The organism is Microbacterium proteolyticum (assembly GCF_030818075.1).
In the GTDB taxonomy this organism is placed as follows: Bacteria; Actinomycetota; Actinomycetes; order Actinomycetales; family Microbacteriaceae; genus Microbacterium; species Microbacterium proteolyticum_A.
Window position 1 is genome coordinate 839,913 of sequence record NZ_JAUSZZ010000001.1, and the last position, 16,528, is coordinate 856,440.

Consider the following 16,528-nt stretch of genomic DNA (forward strand, 5'->3'; position numbering starts at 1 on the left):
CCGATGTACTCACTCGCCGGACCGCACGTGCTCATCCTGCTTCTGACGTGGGGCCTCGGCCTCGCCCTGATCGGCGGTGCCGTCTATGTGGCGGTGCGCCTTGCGGTGCTCCACGCGCTGAAGGCGCACACGCGCTGGCTCGGCGAGGGCGGCGCGGGGGCGGCGGGGCGCCCGGCGGGGCCGAGCGAGGGCTGACGCGGGGGTATCGCCGCTCCGCGCTGCGGTGCGTCCCCGTGCCCCTCCCCTTCCCGGTGACGTGCGCACCCCGTGGCCCCTCCCCTTCCCGGTGACGTGCGCACCCGCGGGCCCCTCCCCTTCCCGGTGACTTGCGCCGTATGTACGCGGCGAGGGCGGTTTCGCGTGCATATGGCGCGAGTCATCGAGTTTCCCATGACTTGCGCGGTATGTCCGCGGCGCGGGGTACTTCGCGTGCATATGGCGCGAGTCATCCAGTTTTCCCGTGACTTGCGCCGTATGTCCGCGGCGCGGGTGGTTTCGCGTGCATATGGCGCAAGTCACCGAGTTTCCCGTGACTGGCGCGGCGTCGGCACCTGTTCTCCACAGATCCCGTGTTCTCGCGCGGTCAGGGGGGCGGGAGCGGCCAACCGACCGGGTCACCGCCACGGAGCCGACCGGGCCGGAAACGCCGAAGGGGCGCGCCCTCCCGGCCGCGCCCCTCCTTCACACGACGACTCAGTCGTCAGCGACCGGCGTCCACGCGCCGGTCGCGACCGGCTCGGGCGCCTGCACGCCGACGAACCGTGCGAAGCGGAAGTCGTCGAGCAGCGGCGACGGCGCGCCCGTGACGATCTCCTCGGCGACGAGCTCGCCGAGGATCAGCCCCAGCGTCGCGCCCGAGTGCGTGAACAGCGCCGACAGGTTCTGGATGCCGGGAACCTCGCCCACGGCCGGGTCGCCGTCGCCGGGGATCGGCTTCAGTCCCGCGCCGACGCGGGATGCCGTCAGCTGCGGATGACCAGCGAGCACGCGCGACGCCTCTTCGAGCAGGCCCGCGACCGACTCGTCCGGCACCGTGAGCGAGCCGTCGTCGGCGACCTGCACGGACTGCTCGGCCCAGTCGGCATCCAGCACCAGACGCCCGTCGGGCGTCGGCCGCACGGCGACGCGCGGCGTGTTGAGCACGGTCTGCACCGGAACGTCGACCGGGTCGGTGAAGAGCACGAAAGCCGCGGGGGTGGCATCCGGGATCGTCACACCGAGGGCCGCGAGGTCGGCGGGAACGGCGGGACCGGTCGCGAGCACGACGTGGTCGGCCTCGATGCGGCTGCCATCGGCGAGCACGACACCCGTCGCCACGCCGTCCTGCACGTCGACGCGCGCCGGGCCCACGTTCTCGCGCACCTCCGCACCGGCGGCGACGGCGTCGGTCACGAGCGCGGCGATGAGGTCGGGCATGTTCACCCAGCCTTCGCCGGGGTTGAAGATCGCGCCCTCGGCGGCGACGGCCTCAGGGTCGACGTCGGGGGCGACCGAGGCGATGTCGGCGCGATCGACCCAGACCGCGTCGTAGCCGTTGCGGCGCTCGAAGTCGAAGGTCTCGCGGAAGCTCTCGCCGGGGCCGGCCCATTTGAGCGCGCCGTCGAAGCGCAGGTACGCCTCGCTGCCCGGGTGGTGAGCACGCCACGAGCGGTAGCGGTCGATCCCCGCGATGCGCAGGTAGTGGTAAGCGGCGGAGCGGTCACCTGAGGAGTTGAGCCAGGCGATCGAGCGCCCGGAGGCGCCGTCGGCGAGGGCTCCCTCGGTCACGAGCGTGACGTGGACACCGGCGCGCGCGAGGTGCGCGGCGGTGGAGACGCCGAGGATGCCGCCGCCGACGACGGCGACGTGATGAAGACTGGTCATGGAGGTGTCTTTCTTCCGGGGGGAGTCAGGCGGAGACGGATGCCGCGGCGTGTACGCGCTCGATGATCTCGAGCACCGCGACGGCGTCGTTTGGGTCGACGGGGAGCGGCCCGTGGCCGCGGAGGGCCGGGGCGAGCGCGCGGTAGAACGCGCCGTAGTCGCCGGGCAGGGTGGGGTGCGTCCGGGTCTCGTCGCCGGCGCCGAGGGTGCCCCAGCGCTCCTCGGGCACCGCGCCGAAGCCGGGGTCGCCGGGGAGGGCGCCCGCGATGAGCGCGGGCTCCTGCGGGTCGAGACCCCACGTGGTGTAGCCGGCGCGCGAGCCGAGCATGTGGAACCGCGGTCCCGTGAGCGGCGCGACGGCGCTCATCCACAGGTGCGACATCGTGCCCGAGGCGTGCCGCAGCGCGACGAACACGTCGTCGTCGGCCGCAGTGGCTTCGCGCCGCCGGTGCACCTCGGCGGACACGTCGTCGACGGGGCCGAACAGCTGCACGGCCTGGTCGATGAGGTGGGTCCCCAGGTCGTACAGGATGCCACCACCGTCGGTGACGCCGGCCTCGGTCTTCCACGAGGTCGGCGGCTCAGGCTTCCACCACTCGAAGCGCGACTCGAAGCGCCGCACCTCGCCCAGCTCGCCGCTGTCGACCAGGGCGCGGAGGGTCTGGAAGTCGCCGTCCCATCGCCGGTTCTGGAACACGGTGAGCGTGCGGCCGAGGCGCTCGGCCTGCGTGATGAGCGCGCGGCCCTCGTCGGCGGTCACGGCGAAGGGCTTGTCGACCACGACGTCCAGACCGGCATCCAGTGCCCGCTCCGCCAGCGACGCGTGGGTGCCGCTGGGCGAGCCGATGACGACGAGGTCGAGCTCCGCCGCCGCAGCCCAGACGGCGTCGACGTCGGAGACCACCCGGGCGGACGGATGCCGGGACTCGGCCTCGGCGCGACGCTCGGGATTCGCCGTGACGATGAGGTCGAGTCGGTAGTCAGGGTCAGCCTCGAGGAAGGGCGCGTGGAACACACGGCCCGAGACACCGAAACCGATGACGGCGGTGCGGATGGGCGCGCTGCCGGTGCCCGCCGCGGGGGTGCGGGCCGTCATCACAGCACCTCCGAGAGGAAGCGCTGCAGGCGCGGGCTCTGCGGCCGTTCGAACAGGTCGGCGGGGGTGCCGGCCTCGACGACGCGTCCCTCATCCATGAAGACGACCTGGTCGGCGACCTTGCGGGCGAAGCCCATCTCATGCGTGACGACGAGCATCGTCATCCCCCGCTGCGCGAGGTTGGCCATGAGGTTGAGCACGCCCTTCACGAGTTCGGGATCGAGGGCGCTCGTGGCCTCGTCGAACAGCATGACCTCGGGCTCCATGGCCAGGGCCCGCGCGATCGCGACGCGCTGCTGCTGGCCACCCGACAGGTCGCGCGGGCGGTGATCGCTGCGCTCGGCCAGACCCACCTCGGCGAGACGCTCGGCGGCGATCCGGCGCGACTCGGCCGCCGACAGGCCCTTCACGTGCCGCACGGCGAGCGCGACGTTCTCGAGCGCGGTGTGGTCGGGGAAGAGGTTGAAGTGCTGGAAGACCAGGCCGATGCGTTTGCGCACGGCATCCGGTTTCTGCGTGAGAACGCTCTCGCCCGCCAGGAGCACATCGCCGGATTTCGGCTCGTGCAGGCGGTTCACTCCGCGCAGCAGCGTCGATTTGCCGGAGCCCGAGGGGCCGATGATGCAGGTCGTGGTGCCGGGCTTCACGTCGATGCTCACCCCGCGCAGCACGTCGATGTCGCCGTACGCCATCGTGAGGTCGCGGAGTTCGAGGCTCGAGCCTTCGTAGAGGTGCCCGTCGGTGACGGGGACCGGGGAGGTGTACGTCATGTGTTCGCTCCATACGTGAGGGCGGGGCCGGGGGTGGTCTCCTCGACCTCGTCGAGGCCGCTCTTGGGCGGGGTGGGCTTGCGCCGGCCCGTGCGGAAGCGGTTGTCGAAGTAGTTGACGAGGTGCGTCAGCGGAACCGTGATCACGAGGTAGAACACCCCCGCCGCGACCAGCGGCGACAGGTTGCCGGTGAGCACCGCGGCATCCTGACCCACCCGGAACAGCTCGCGCTCCGACACGAGCAGGCCCAGGAAGTACACCAGCGACGAGTCCTTCACGATCGCGATGAACTGGTTCACCAGCGCCGGGAGCACCCGCCGCACGCCCTGGGGCACTACGACCAGGCGCATGGCCTTGCCGTAGCTCATGCCCAGGGCGCGGCAGGCCTCGAGTTGACCGCGGTCGACGCTCTGGATGCCGGCGCGGAAGATCTCGCCGATGTACGCCGAGGCGATGAGCGAGAGGGCCAGGATGCCGAGAGGGTACGGCGACGGACCGAACAGCTGCTGGCTCAGCCGGGCGAAGCCCTGACCGATCAGCAGAATTGTGAGGATCGCGGGGAGCCCCCGAAAGATGTCGGTGTAGATCCGCGCCGGGGTGCGCAGCCATCGCGAGGGCGAGATGCCCATGATGGCCACGATCATGCCCAGCACGATGCCGATCACCGTGGCGCAGACCGAGATGACGAGGGTGTTGACGAGGCCGGTGCCCAGCAGCTGGGGGAGGACCTGCGCCATCGCCTCGAAATCGAGGAACGTCTTGACGAGGTTGTCGAGCCAATCCATCGGGGGCTCCTTTCAGATGGCCGCGGGGCGGCCGATCAGTTGCTCGCCGAGGGCGAGGGGCTCGAGGTCTGCTCCGACGAGGGGAGGTACTGCTCGGGCATCGGCGAGCCGGGGAACCACTTCTGGTACAGCTCCTTCCAGGTGCCGTCTTCCATCGCGGCGTGCAGGCCTTCGTTCAGGGCGTCCTTGAACGCGTCATGTCCCTTGGCGATCGCGAAGCCGGCGGGGGCGTCGAACGAGGGGATGTCGATGGCGTTCACCAGGCCGTATTGGGCGGCATACTCCTTGGCGGCCTCGTAGTCGAGGAAGTGGGCGTCGACCGAGCCACTGTTGACGGCCGAGATGGCCGAGTTGTTGTCGGGGAAGCGTACGAGCTCGGTGTCGGTGAAGTTCTTGACGGCGTAGGCCTCCTGCAGGGTGCCCTGCACGACACCGAGGCGCTTGCCGGCGAGATCGTCGACATCCGCGATGCCGGCCGAGGGGCTCGCCATCACGGTGAGGTAGCCGGCGAGGTAGCCGTCGGAGAAGTCGACGGTCTTCTCGCGCTCGGCGGTGATGCCGATGGCGGCGACGCCCACGTCGAACTGGCCGTTGGAGACGGCCGCGAGCAGGCCCGAGAAGTCCTGACCGGTGAAGACGACGTCCTCCACGCCGATGCGCGAGGCGACGTCCTTGAACAGCTCGACGTCGAAGCCGGTGAACTCGCCGGTCTCGTCGGTGAAGGTGTAGGGCTTCGAGTCGCCGAGGCTGGCGACGCGGATCTGGCCGGGAGTGATGAGGTCGTAGGGGTTGTCTTCACCGGACGACGAGGCGGCGGTGCCGCTGCAGGCGGTGAGGGCGATGGCGGCGGCGGCGACCAGGGCGCCGGCGAGGGTGCGGCGCAGGTTCTTGCGGGTGATCACGGTGGGTCCTCTCGGATGCGGGGAGGTGGGGCACGGGATGACGCGACGCGAGCGGTGAGGCTCGGGTGGGTCGCGGGGAGCGGCGCGGGCATGGGCCGGTGCGTCGCGGTGGAGCGGCGGTGCTGTGGTGGAGCGGCGGTCCCGGGAGGCGGAGCGGGGGTGGTGCGACGCGGGCGGTACCGAGGTGCAGTCGTGATGCGGGTGGTGCAGGTGGAGCGGCGGTGCTTCTTGCGGTGAGACCGGTCTCAGTCGGCTAGGGTGAGACCGGTCTCAATTTGTTTTCCCGCAACGTACGCCAAGATGGCGGGAACCGTCAACTCACGACTCCGGAAGCGAAGCGATGTCTCACGACAGCGACACGGGTGCAATCCGCCGCGAGGTGACGGTCGCCGATGTTGCGGGCGCGGCCGGGGTCGCGAAGGCCACCGCCGCGCGCGCGCTCGGCGATTACGGTGCCGTCAGCGACAGCGTGCGCGACCGGGTGCTCGCCGCGGCCGACCGGCTCGGGTACCGCCCCAACGCGCTCGCCCGCACGATGAGCACCGGCCGGTCGAATACCCTCGGCATCGTCGTCGGCGACATCGAGAACCCGTTCTTCGCTCAGGCGACGCGGGGGGCATCCGATGTCGCAAGCGCTGCCGGGCTCGACTTCATCCTCTCCAACTCCGACGAAGACCCCGTCGTCGAGGCGCAGGCCATCGCCGTGCAGCTCGCCAAGCGCGTCGACGGGCTGCTCCTGGCACCGGCCTCCTCGGTCGACCCGACCAACCTCCGCAGCGTCATCGACGCCGGCCGCCCCGTCGTGCTATTCGACCGGGTGGTCGAGGGCGTCGAGGTGGATGCCGTGATCGCGGCCAACCGCAGCGGTGCACGCACCGCCACCCGACTCCTGCTGGATGCCGGCCATCGGCGCATCGCGTTGATCTCGACCCTCGAGCACGACGACGTCTATCGCGCCGGGGCGATGCTCACGATGTCGTCGGTGGCCGAACGCGTCGACGGGTTCGTCAGCGCGCTCGCCGATGCCGGGGTGGCCGACCCCGCGTCGTTCGTGCACCTGAACGCCCGCCGCGACGGCGTCGACACGATCGCGCGGCGGCTGCTCACCGACGGCTCGGGCATCACGGCGATCATCGGCTCCGACAGCCTCATCGCGCTGCAGGTGTTCCGTGTCGCGCGCGAGTTGGGGCTCGGCATCCCGACCGATTTGTCGCTGATCGCGTTCGACGACGCCGACTGGACGTGGGTGTCCACCCCGGGCGTCACGGTCATGTCGCAACCCATCCACGAGATCGGCGCCGAGGCCGCCCGGCTACTGCTGCGGCGGGTGCGCGGCGACGTCGCCCCGCCCGTCGTGCGCGTGCTCGATCAGAAGCTCATCGAGCGGGGGTCAGTGGCGCCGCCGCGGCGCTGACTCCCTCGCGCCCTCCCCTTCCCGTCGACGAGCGTGGCCCCGCGCCCCTCCCTCTCCGAAGACGTGAGCGCCCCGCGCGCCCCTCCCTTTCCCGGTGACTTGCGCCGTATGTACGCGTCGCGGGCGGTTTCGCGTGCATATGGCGCAAGTCACCGAGCTTCCTCGTGACTGGCGCCCGCGGTACGGGGGCGGAGGGCTGGGGTGAGTGCTCCCGCCCGTCGCCGCGAGTTTCCCCGTGACTTGCGCCGTATGTACGCGGCGCGGGCGGTTTCGCGTGCATATGGCGCGAGTCACCGAGTTTCCCCGTGACCGGCGCCCGCGGTACGGGGGCGGAGGGCTGGGGCTCCCGTCCGTCGCCCCGACTTTTCCCGTGACTTGCGCCGTATGTACGCGGCGCGGGCGGTTTCGCGTGCATATGGCGAAAGTCATCGAGTTTTCCCGTGACTTGCGCCGTATGCGCGCGGCGCGGGGCATGTCGCGTGCACGTGGCGCAAGTCACCGAGTTTTCCCGTGACTTGCGCCGTATGTACGCGGCGTGGGCGGTTTCGCGTGCATATGGCGAAAGTCATCGAGTTTTCCCGTGACTTGCGCCGTATGCGCGCGGCGCGGGGCATGTCGCGTGCACATGGCGCAAGTCACCGTTCGGGAAGGGCCGGCGACAGAGCGCGACACGCCCGGCCCACCCACTCTTCAGCAAGCCCCCGATACACTGCCCCGTGCCCGAAACACTGCTGAGCCCCGACCGCGATGCCGCGCGGTCGGCATCCATCGATCCGTTCGAGCTCGAGATCGCGCTGCGCGTCATCGACGCCGCCTCCTCGCTCGACCACGACGACCCCGCCTACATCGCCCTGCGCCGCCAGACCGGCAAGCTCTACAAGGACGTCAAGCGGCAGTCGCGCAAAGAGAAGCGTCAGCGCATCGCCGAGGCCGACCGCGCCGTGGTCGCCGCCACCGCGACGGGGGCCCCGGATCGGATCGATGACGAGACCCGCGGCATCCCGCTGGCCGCCCGCACGTCGATGCCGTTCGCGGGCGAGCTGATCAAGGCCCGCGCCTGCTACATCTGCAAAGAGGACTACACCCTCGTCGACGCGTTCTACCACCAGCTCTGCCCCGACTGCGCGTCGAGGAGCCACGAGAAGCGCGACGCGCGCACCGACCTGACCGGGCGCCGGGCGCTGCTGACCGGCGGCCGCGCGAAGATCGGCATGTACATCGCGCTGCGGCTGCTGCGCGACGGCGCCCACACGACCATCACCACCCGCTTCCCGCGCGACGCGGTGCGGCGCTTCTCGTCGCTGCCCGACAGCGCGGACTGGATCCACCGCCTCAAGGTCGTCGGCATCGACCTGCGCGACCCCGCCCAGGTGATCGGGCTCGCCGATTCGGTGGCATCCGAGGGTCCGCTCGACATCCTCATCAACAACGCAGCGCAAACCGTGCGGCGCTCGCCGGGTGCGTACAAACCCCTGGTGGATGCCGAGTTGGCACCGCTTCCCGACGGCCCGCTGCCCGAGCTGCTCACCTTCGGCCACACCAACGACGCGCACCCGCTCGCGCTCGCGCAGTCGGTGTCGTCGCACCCGATCCTCGCATCGGCGGCGCGCACGGCCGACGAACTCACCGCCGAGGCGATGGCCGCCGGCTCCTCGTCGCTCGAGCGCCTGATGACCGGCACCGCGATCGACGCGGGCGGCCTCATCCCCGACGAGGACCGCATCAACAGCTGGACGCAGCACGTCGACCAGGTCGAGCCGCTCGAGATGCTCGAGGTGCAGCTGGCGAACATGACCGCGCCGTTCCTCCTGGTCAGCCGCCTGCGTCCCGCGATGGCGGCATCCACCGCGAAGCGCAAGTACATCGTCAACGTCTCGGCGATGGAGGGCGTGTTCGGCCGCGGCTACAAGGGCCCCGGCCACCCGCACACGAACATGGCGAAGGCGGCGCTCAACATGCTCACGCGCACGAGCGCCCGCGAGATGTTCGAGTCGGACGGCATCCTGATGACCGCGGTCGACACCGGCTGGATCACCGACGAGCGCCCGCACTTCACCAAGGTGCGCCTGGCCGAAGAGGGTTTCCACGCCCCGCTCGACCTCGTCGACGGCGCCGCGCGCGTGTACGACCCGATCGTGCGCGGCGAAGCCGGCGAGGACCTGTTCGGCATCTTCTTGAAGGACTACCGCAAGAGCTCGTGGTGAGGATGCCGCGCGGCTCCGCGGCGTGAGGTTCCTCAGCCTGTCGACGTGAGGTTCCTGAGCCTGTCGAAGGGGCCGGAGACTTCGACGGGCTCAGCCTCCTGCGTGCAGACTCGCGTGAGGTTTTGTGCCTGTCGAGGTGAGGTTCCTGAGCCTGTCGAAGGGGCCGGAGGCTTCGACGGGCTCAGCCTCCTGCGTGCAGACTCGTGTGAGGTTCTTGAGCCTGTCGACGTGAGGTTCCTGAGCCTGTCGAAGGGGCCGGAGGCTTCGACGGGCTCAGCCTCCTGCGTGCAGGCTCGTGTGAGGTTTTCAAGCCTGCCGACGTGAGGTCCCTGAGCCTGTCGAAGGGGCCGGAGGCTTCGACGGGCTCAGCCTCCTCGGTCGCGCGTCCGTGCGTCCCGGTCGGGGTCTCACTGAGCGCAGACCCTGCGCGGGCTCGACGCGGAGCGCCGGCCGGGCGGGCGCCGCGGTGTCAGGCGGGCAGGAAGTACTGGCGGGCGAGCGGGGCGATCTCGATTCCGGATGCCGTGGCGGCGGTGACCCAGCGGAGTTCTGCGATCTCGGCATCCGGCACCGGACGCTGGTCGCCGATGTCGGCGCGGAACACCTCGGCCACCACCTCGAAGCCCGGCTCGTTCGCGGCGGTCGCTGTGTAGCTGCCGAGCGGCACGAGGTGCGCGGGGTCGAGCCGCAGACCGATCTCCTCCTCGAGCTCGCGGGCGAGCGTCTCCGCGGGCGTCTCGCCAGGCTCCGGCTTGCCGCCGGGCTGCATGAACGCCGTCGTTCCGGCCTTGCGCACGAGCAGCAGGCGACCGTCCGCGTCGGTGATGACCGCGGCCGAGACGTGGATGAGGCGCGGGGTCGTGGCATCCGGGATCACCCCCGCACGGTAGCACCCGGGACGGGGCGAGCATGTCACGCCGAGGATCCGCGACCCGCCGGGCAGGCGCGGGGGCTTCAGCCGATCAGGATCCGCGCGCGACCCGCGATGCGCACCGAGGCGGCGGGCACGCCGTAGACCTCCGTCACCCGCCCGGCCGAGAGGGACTCGTGCGGGGGACCGTCGGCGAGCACCCGACCCCGGTCGAGCAGGACGACGCGCGTGCAATAGGCCGCGGCCAGGTCGAGATCGTGCAGGGTCAGCACCGCGGTCGCGCCGGTGTCGCGCAGATGAGCGAGGAGCGCGTGCTGGTGGCGCAGGTCGAGGTGGTTCGTCGGCTCGTCGAGCAGCAGGAGGTCGGCCTGCTGCGCGAACGCCCGGGCCAGCAGCACCCGCCGCCGTTCGCCGCCCGACAGTGCGTCGAGCGTGCGGTCGAGCAGATCGGTCAGGTCCCATCGCGCGGCCACCTCGGCCACGACCGCGTGATCGCCGGTGTCGTAGCGGTGCCAGTCGCCGCGGCCCGCCGCGCGTCCGAGCAGCAGAACGTCGCGCGCGCGGTAGGGGAGGTCGGTGTGCTCGTCTTGTGCGACGAACGCGATGTGCCGCGCGCGTTCGCGCTCGCGAAGGGTCGTGAGGTCGCGACCGTTCAGCCGAACGGTGCCGGCCGCCGGACGTGCCAGCCCCGCGAGGGCCCGCAGCAGCGACGTCTTGCCCGCGCCGTTGGGTCCGACCACGGCGACGCGCTCGCCGGGGGCGAGGGCGAGCGAGACGCCCTCGACCACCCGGCGACGGCCGTGCGCGACGGCGATGCCGTCGGCCGACAGGAGCGGGGGATGCCGGTGGGGTTCAGCCGCGGCGTGCCCCGCCGCCTCGGCCGGCGCTGCGCCCGCGCCGCGTGCCCCCTCCGGCATCCCGTCGTCAGCCATTCGTCCCGGCGACGATCTGCTCCAGCCCCGCAACCGCGGCCGGCGACGGGCTCGACGTGTCGGCGCTGACCATGACGATCCGGCCGGCCTTCACGGCATCCAGATCGGCGATGCCCGGCTCGGCGAGCAGCTTCTCGCGCGCCTGCTGTTCGCTCTCGCCGTACAGACCGTACGTGAGCACGAGCCAGGTGGGCTGGGCGGCGAGCAGGCTCTCGGCCGAGACGGTCAAGTAGGCGTCCGTCTGGTCGGCGTACACGTTGGACAGGCCCGCGCCCGTCAGCACCGCCTCGGGCATGCCGGTGCCGCCGTAGGCCGAGATCGGGTCCTCCGACGAGAAGTAGTACACCCACGCGGCCGAGTCGCCGGTGGCGGGGCGCGAGGCGGTCTCGACACGCGCGTCGAGGGCATCGGCGGCCGCATCGGCCGTCGCCTCGGTGCCGAAGACGGTGCCCAGGCGCCGCACGTCGGCGGTGATGGTTCCGAGGTCGACGCTCCCGGTCTCGGTGGTGGCGTCGTGACCGCATTCGCCCTGGACGGTCAGGACGGGGATCCCGGCGGCCTTCACCTGCACCGGGTCAGCGGTGAAGAGGCCGTAGCCGAAGACGAGGTCGGGGGTCGCGCCGACGATCGCCTCGGTGGTCGGATCGGCGGGATCGATGATGAGGTCGCCGGACGGCGGGTCGGTGAGGGTGGCGGGCAACGCCGCACCGAACTCCGCCGTGCGTGCGGTGATGGCCGAGCTGGCGCCCGCCGCGTCGAGCAGTTCGACCGCCGCGGTGCCGACGGTGAGCACGCGCTCGGGGCGCTTCGCGATCTGCACGTCGTCGCCGCAGTCGGTGACGGTGACGGGATATCCCCCTCCGGCCGACGCCTGCGGGGCGGTCGCGGCGGGTGCGGCGCAGCCGGCGAGCACGAGGGCGGATGCCACGAGGGCGGCGGTGGAGAGGGCTGGGCGCGAGGGCGAGGACATGGGTTCCTTTCGGGTGGTGTCACGCGTCGCGGGTGCGGCGCGCGATGAGGAGCAGGAGCAGCGGGGTGCCCAGGAGGGCCGTGAGGATGCCGAGCGGGATCTCGCGCGGGGCGAGCACCGTGCGGGCGAGGGTGTCGGCGGCGACGAGCAGCACGCCACCGAGAAGCGCGCTCGTCGGCAGCAGCAGACGGTGCGTCGCGCCCACGAGCCCGCGCGCGAGATGCGGCACGACGAGACCGACGAAGCCGATCGCGCCGCTGACGGCGACGGCGGCGGCGATCGCCACGGCCGTGACGATCGCGACGTTGCGGCGCAGGCGGTCGGGGTCGCTCCCGAGGCCCCGCGCGACGTCGTCGCCGAGTCCGATGGCATCCAATCGGCGTCCCCACATCACGAGCACGCCGAGGGTCGCGAGAAGCGCGAAGGCGACGAGGGGCAGGTCGTCCCACGCGGCCTGGCCGAGAGACCCGAGCATCCAGAACGTGATGGCGCGGATCGCGTCGCGATTGTCGGACAGCACCACGACGAGATTGGTCACGGCCGACAGGGCGTACCCCACGGCGAGGCCGGCGAGCACGAGGCGGCCCGATCCGAGCCGCCGACGGGGGCCGACGAGTGCGAGCACGATGATCAGGGCGAGGAGCGCGCCGAGGAAAGCACCGCCCGAGGTGCCGACGGTGCCGGCCAGAGCGCCGAGACCCAGGGCGATCACGGCGGCCGCCCCGAGGGACGCGCCCGAGGTGATGCCGAGCAGGTACGGGTCGGCGAGGTCATTGCGCACGACCGCCTGCAGGGCTGCGCCGCTGAGAGCGAGGATCGCGCCGACGCAGAGGCCGAGCAGCGCGCGCGGTGCCCGTAGTTGCCACACGACGGTGTCGGCGAGGCGGGCGGTATCCGTCGTCGCGGACCCGCCCGTCGCACCGCGGAGCAGGGCGTCGACCACGTCGCCGGGCGAGAGCACGACCTGGCCGACCGCGATCCCCAGCACGAGCACGACGGGAACGAGCGCGCACAGGGCGCCGATCGCCGCTCCCGCCCGCACCGAGCGGGAACGCGGACGCGCCGTCGACTTGACGGCGGTGACGCGGGCTTCTACGGTCATGGGTCTAGATGATAACCATTCTCAATAAGGTTCGCTGACATGATCCACCTCCGACTGCTGCGCCTCTGGCACGGCCACCGCGGCTCCCTCGCCGGGCTCGTCGCCGTCGGCGTGACGATCTCGCTCGCGTGGGCGGCTCAGGCGCTGCTGCTGTCGCACCTGTTCGCGGCCCTCCTGCGCGGAACCTCCCTCGTCGACGCCGATGTCGCACCGGCGCTCGCCGCGCTGGCGGCGGTCCTGCTCGTGCGGCCCGCGCTCGCCCTCGTGCGCGCCGCGGTGGCGCACCGGGCGATGGATGCCGTCAAGCGCGATCTGCGCTCCCGCGCCTTCGCCGCGCTGATCGAACGCTCCGCCACGCGCCCCGGCGACGGGCGCAGCGGCGGCGATCAGGCCACCGTGGTCGACGGGGTGGAGAACCTCGACGCGTACCTGTCGTCGTACGTGCCGCAACTCGCCGTCACCGGCATCGTGTTCGCCGGGGTCGGGACGGCGCTCGTGCTCGTGGACCCGCTCATCGGCACGGTCGCCGTGCTCGCCGCGGCCCTGCTGCCCCTGGCGCCGCGACTGTGGGACCGGGTGCTCGCGAAGCGCGGCGGCGACCACTGGGAGGCCTACCAAGACCTGCACGCCGAGTTCGTCGACTCGATGCACGGCATGACGACACTCGTGGCGTTCGGTCAGGAGCAGCGTCGCGAGCGCGAGCTCGCCGCCGCCTCCGACACCCTCCTGCGCCGGACCCTCCGCCAGCTCAGCGTCTCGCTCGTCGAGTCGGGGCTGTCGCAGTTCGCCCTGCTCGCGGTTCCCGCTCTGGTGCTGGTGCTCGTGGCCGCGCGGGGTGAGCAGCTCGGCGGGTTCGCGGTGTTCGCGGCCCTGCTGCTGTCGATCGAGCTCGTGCGGCCGCTGCGCGAGCTCTCGGCGGCCTGGCACGCCGGGTATCTCGGCACCTTCTCGGGGCCGCCGGTGCTCGACCTCGTCGCCGCCGACCGCGGTCGGTGCGATGTGCTCCCGGTCGACAGGGCCGACGTGGCGCTGCCGCTCGTCGTCGAGGGCCTTCGGGCACGGCATCCGGGGGCGAAGACGGATGCCGTGACCGAGGCCACCTTCCGGATCGATGCCGGGCTGACCGCCGTCGTCGGCCCGACCGGGGCGGGGAAGTCGTCGATCGCCGCCGTGCTGGCGGGGGTGCTCCCGGCGGAGGCCGGTGACATCTCGTTCGGCGGTCGACGGGCGGATACGGCGGAGGACCTGCGGGCGCGCGTCGCGCTCGTCGCGCAGGATCCGGCGCTGTTCACCGGCGACGTGCGATCGGAGATCGCCCTCGGCGCTGCCGGCCGCGCCGTCGACCTCGCGGCGGTGGCCGCCCGGTCCGGGATCGGCACCGGTGAGACGGCCCTCGCCCTCGACACGGCGCTCGGCGACGGCGGGAGCGTGCTCTCCGGCGGCCAGCGCCAGCGCGTCGCCATCGCCCGCGGCGACGCGCAGCAGCGCCGCGTCCTCGTGCTCGACGAAGCCACCTCGGCCCTCGATCCGGCGTCGGAGGCGCGGCTCATCGGGGCTCTGCGTGCGGCGCACCCCGACGACGCGATCGTCGCGGTCACGCACCGCCTGGCCGTCGCCGAGGCGGCGGACCGGGTGATCGTCGTCGTCGGCGGCCGGGTGGTCGAGGCCGACGATCCGCGGGTGCTGCGCGCCCGGGACGGGGCGTACGCGCGGCTTCTCGCGGCGGAGGGGCGCGAGCCCGCGCGCGAGGGCGACGGCTCGGCCGACGACACCACTCTTGAGGCTCCGGACTCCGACGCCCCCGCACACGCATCGCAGGGAGCCCCCGTATGACCGCCCTGCGCCCTCTCGTGCTGCTCGTGCCGTACCTCCGCCGCCGCCGTGGACTGTTCCTGGGCGTCGTGGCCGTGGTCAACGTGGGCATGCTCGCGAGCGTCGCCGTGTCGGTGCTGTCGGTCTCGGCGGCGGCGTCGCTGGTCACCGCCGACGACGCCGGACGCGCCCTGGCGCTCGCCCTCGTGACCGCGGTGGTCGCGAGCGTCGTGGTCGCGGGTCTGGCGGCGTGGGGCGAGCAGTGGTTCGCGCACGTGCTGGCGTACCGCGTGATCGACGCGCTGCGCATCGACGTGCACCGCACGATCGCGCGCCTCGCACCCGTCGGTCTCGCCCGCCGCCGCACCGGCGACACGGTCGCCGCGGCGATGGGCGACGTGGAGTCGCTCGAGTGGTTCGCCGCCCACACCGTGGCCCAGGTCACGGCCGGCGCGCTCGCGTGCGCCGTGATCGACACGTCCGCCGCGGTGCTGTTCGGGCCGGTGTGGCTGTTGCTCGTGCCGGCCCAGGTCGCCCTGGTGCTCATCCCGCTGGTGTTCGTCCGCCGTGCCCGCCGGCAAGGCGAGGCGTTGCGCGCCGCTCTCGCTCGCGTGTCGGCGCGCGTGCTCGCCGCCCGGTCAGCGGCGCGCGACGTCGTGCTGCTGGGCCGTGTCGACATCGAGGCGCATGCCGTGGCGGATGAGACCGGCGCGGTGCAGCGCACGCGCCGCGGCCTCGCGATGCGTGCGGGGGCCGAGCAGGCGTGCACCGACGCGATGACCGTGGTCGTGCTGCTGACGACCCTGCTGCTGGCGGGCTCCGCCGTCGCCGGGGGGATGGATGCCGCGGTCGCGCCGCCGCTCGTCGTGCTCGCGGCCGCCGCTCTCGGGCCCGCCGGGATCGCCGCGGGGGCCCTGGGCCGCGTGGGCGAGACGGCCGAGGCGGCGCGCCGGGTCGAGACGGTCCTGAGCGCCCCCGACGTGCGGCCCCCCGATCCCGCGGTGGCCTCCCGCGGCGAGGTGCGCCTCTCCGGCTCCATCGATGCCCGAGCTCTCACCGCGACGTACCCCGGCACGGCATCCCCCGCCCTCGCCGAGGCCGACCTACGGATCGATCCCGGCGAGCACGTCGCCGTCGTCGGGCCGAGCGGCGCGGGGAAGACCACCCTCGCCCTCGTCCTCGCGCGGTTGCTCGGGAGCGACGGCACGCTCCGCATCGACGACATCGACACCGCCGCCGAGGCCGGGGCTGAGACGAGGCGGCGCGTGGTGCTGGTGCCGCAGCAGCCGCACGTGTTCCGCGCGAGCGTGCGCGAGAACCTGCTGGCCCCGGATGCCGATGACCCGACCCTGTGGAACGCGCTCGAGCGCGCGCGGCTCGCCGAGCACGTCCGGCGGCTGCCCGAGGGCCTCGACACGGTGCTCGCCGAGCGCGGGGCGACGTGGTCGGGCGGTGAGCGGCAACGGCTGGGGCTGGCCCGCGCGCTCCTGCGCGACCCGTCGGTGCTCGTGCTCGACGAGCCCACCGCCAGCCTCGACACCGCCACCGAGGCGGAGTTCCTCGCCGCCCTCTCCAGCGCCCGCGCCGGCCGTACGACCATCGCGATCACGCACCGGCCGACCCTCATGCGCGCGATGCACCGCGTGCTGTTCGTCGACGACGGCCGCGTGGTCGACAGTGCTCCGCACGACGATCTGCGTGCGCGGTCGCCGCGCTATCGCGCCGTCGTCGACGGCGCCACCGAGACCTCACCCGCACATCCGCAACCCGAGAGGAGGTGACACACATGTCGCAGATCACGATCGTC

General features: G+C 72.4%; 14 protein-coding genes. 5 read left to right on the forward strand and 9 right to left on the reverse strand.

Going from position 1 to position 16,528, the window contains the following annotated elements:
• Positions 1 to 3 precede the first annotated feature (3 nt).
• Positions 4 to 195, forward strand: a complete 192-nt coding sequence (locus tag QE392_RS03975) for a hypothetical protein (RefSeq protein ID WP_307448224.1) — start codon at positions 4 to 6, stop codon at positions 193 to 195.
• A 498-nt stretch (positions 196 to 693) separates the two neighbouring features.
• Here QE392_RS03975 and QE392_RS03980 read toward each other — a convergent pair whose 3' ends face one another.
• Genes QE392_RS03980 through QE392_RS04000 form a run of 5 tightly spaced genes read right to left on the reverse strand, consistent with a single transcriptional unit; the run spans position 694 to position 5,413 of the window.
• The gene (locus QE392_RS03980; protein WP_307448228.1) at positions 694 to 1,863 is read right to left on the reverse strand and encodes an NAD(P)/FAD-dependent oxidoreductase; all 1,170 of its coding nucleotides are present in this window, start codon (positions 1,861 to 1,863) and stop codon (positions 694 to 696) included.
• A 25-nt stretch (positions 1,864 to 1,888) separates the two neighbouring features.
• Positions 1,889 to 2,959, reverse strand: a complete 1,071-nt coding sequence (locus QE392_RS03985) for a Gfo/Idh/MocA family protein (RefSeq protein WP_307448231.1) — start codon at positions 2,957 to 2,959, stop codon at positions 1,889 to 1,891.
• Entirely contained in the window at positions 2,959 to 3,729 is a 771-nt protein-coding gene (locus QE392_RS03990) for an amino acid ABC transporter ATP-binding protein (protein ID WP_307448239.1), read from the reverse strand. The genes QE392_RS03985 and QE392_RS03990 overlap by 1 nt, the downstream gene beginning before the upstream one ends.
• Positions 3,726 to 4,514, reverse strand: coding sequence for an amino acid ABC transporter permease (locus tag QE392_RS03995; RefSeq protein WP_307448243.1), 789 nt, complete (start codon positions 4,512 to 4,514; stop codon positions 3,726 to 3,728). Before QE392_RS03995 ends, QE392_RS03990 begins: the two co-directional genes overlap by 4 nt.
• Before the next feature lie 35 nt (positions 4,515 to 4,549).
• Entirely contained in the window at positions 4,550 to 5,413 is an 864-nt protein-coding gene (locus QE392_RS04000) for an ABC transporter substrate-binding protein (RefSeq protein ID WP_307454016.1), read from the reverse strand.
• A 343-nt stretch (positions 5,414 to 5,756) separates the two neighbouring features.
• Here QE392_RS04000 and QE392_RS04005 point away from each other — a divergent pair, with 343 nt between their 5' ends.
• Entirely contained in the window at positions 5,757 to 6,830 is a 1,074-nt protein-coding gene (locus tag QE392_RS04005) for a LacI family DNA-binding transcriptional regulator (RefSeq protein ID WP_307448251.1), read from the forward strand.
• A gap of 716 nt (positions 6,831 to 7,546) precedes the next feature.
• Complete coding sequence (locus QE392_RS04010; RefSeq protein WP_307448254.1) at positions 7,547 to 9,034, forward strand: SDR family oxidoreductase; 1,488 nt, start codon at positions 7,547 to 7,549, stop codon at positions 9,032 to 9,034.
• A 469-nt stretch (positions 9,035 to 9,503) separates the two neighbouring features.
• On the opposite strand, the gene QE392_RS04015 is transcribed toward QE392_RS04010, so the two are convergent.
• From QE392_RS04015 to QE392_RS04030, 4 genes are all read right to left on the reverse strand, one after another.
• Positions 9,504 to 9,911: an NUDIX hydrolase gene (locus QE392_RS04015; RefSeq protein WP_307448259.1), complete on the reverse strand. Its 408-nt coding sequence runs from the start codon at positions 9,909 to 9,911 to the stop codon at positions 9,504 to 9,506.
• A 77-nt stretch (positions 9,912 to 9,988) separates the two neighbouring features.
• Positions 9,989 to 10,837 (reverse strand): ABC transporter ATP-binding protein, encoded by an 849-nt coding sequence (locus QE392_RS04020; protein ID WP_307448262.1) that lies wholly within the window; start codon positions 10,835 to 10,837, stop codon positions 9,989 to 9,991.
• Positions 10,830 to 11,807 (reverse strand): ABC transporter substrate-binding protein, encoded by a 978-nt coding sequence (locus QE392_RS04025; protein ID WP_307448265.1) that lies wholly within the window; start codon positions 11,805 to 11,807, stop codon positions 10,830 to 10,832. Before QE392_RS04025 ends, QE392_RS04020 begins: the two co-directional genes overlap by 8 nt.
• A 19-nt stretch (positions 11,808 to 11,826) precedes the next feature.
• On the reverse strand, positions 11,827 to 12,909 hold the full coding sequence (locus tag QE392_RS04030) for a FecCD family ABC transporter permease (RefSeq protein WP_307448268.1): 1,083 nt from the start codon (positions 12,907 to 12,909) through the stop codon (positions 11,827 to 11,829).
• Positions 12,910 to 12,948: 39 nt separating this feature from the next.
• On the opposite strand from QE392_RS04030, the gene QE392_RS04035 reads away from it, so the two are divergent.
• Positions 12,949 to 14,742, forward strand: a complete 1,794-nt coding sequence (locus tag QE392_RS04035; RefSeq protein WP_307448270.1) for an ATP-binding cassette domain-containing protein — start codon at positions 12,949 to 12,951, stop codon at positions 14,740 to 14,742.
• Entirely contained in the window at positions 14,739 to 16,502 is a 1,764-nt protein-coding gene (locus tag QE392_RS04040) for an amino acid ABC transporter ATP-binding/permease protein (protein ID WP_307448273.1), read from the forward strand. The genes QE392_RS04035 and QE392_RS04040 overlap by 4 nt, the downstream gene beginning before the upstream one ends.
• Positions 16,503 to 16,528: the final 26 nt, after the last annotated feature.

What these genes read in the sequence shown, in the direction of transcription:
- QE392_RS03975 (WP_307448224.1), top strand. Translation starts at nt 4, where the DNA reads ATGTACTCACTCGCCGGACCGCACGTGCTCATCCTGCTTCTGACGTGG.
- QE392_RS03980 (WP_307448228.1), bottom strand. Translation starts at nt 1,863, where the DNA reads ATGACCAGTCTTCATCACGTCGCCGTCGTCGGCGGCGGCATCCTCGGC.
- QE392_RS03985 (WP_307448231.1), bottom strand. Translation starts at nt 2,959, where the DNA reads ATGACGGCCCGCACCCCCGCGGCGGGCACCGGCAGCGCGCCCATCCGC.
- QE392_RS03990 (WP_307448239.1), bottom strand. Translation starts at nt 3,729, where the DNA reads ATGACGTACACCTCCCCGGTCCCCGTCACCGACGGGCACCTCTACGAA.
- QE392_RS03995 (WP_307448243.1), bottom strand. Translation starts at nt 4,514, where the DNA reads ATGGATTGGCTCGACAACCTCGTCAAGACGTTCCTCGATTTCGAGGCG.
- QE392_RS04005 (WP_307448251.1), top strand. Translation starts at nt 5,757, where the DNA reads ATGTCTCACGACAGCGACACGGGTGCAATCCGCCGCGAGGTGACGGTC.
- QE392_RS04020 (WP_307448262.1), bottom strand. Translation starts at nt 10,837, where the DNA reads ATGGCTGACGACGGGATGCCGGAGGGGGCACGCGGCGCGGGCGCAGCG.
- QE392_RS04025 (WP_307448265.1), bottom strand. Translation starts at nt 11,807, where the DNA reads ATGTCCTCGCCCTCGCGCCCAGCCCTCTCCACCGCCGCCCTCGTGGCA.
- QE392_RS04030 (WP_307448268.1), bottom strand. Translation starts at nt 12,909, where the DNA reads ATGACCGTAGAAGCCCGCGTCACCGCCGTCAAGTCGACGGCGCGTCCG.
- QE392_RS04035 (WP_307448270.1), top strand. Translation starts at nt 12,949, where the DNA reads ATGATCCACCTCCGACTGCTGCGCCTCTGGCACGGCCACCGCGGCTCC.
- QE392_RS04040 (WP_307448273.1), top strand. Translation starts at nt 14,739, where the DNA reads ATGACCGCCCTGCGCCCTCTCGTGCTGCTCGTGCCGTACCTCCGCCGC.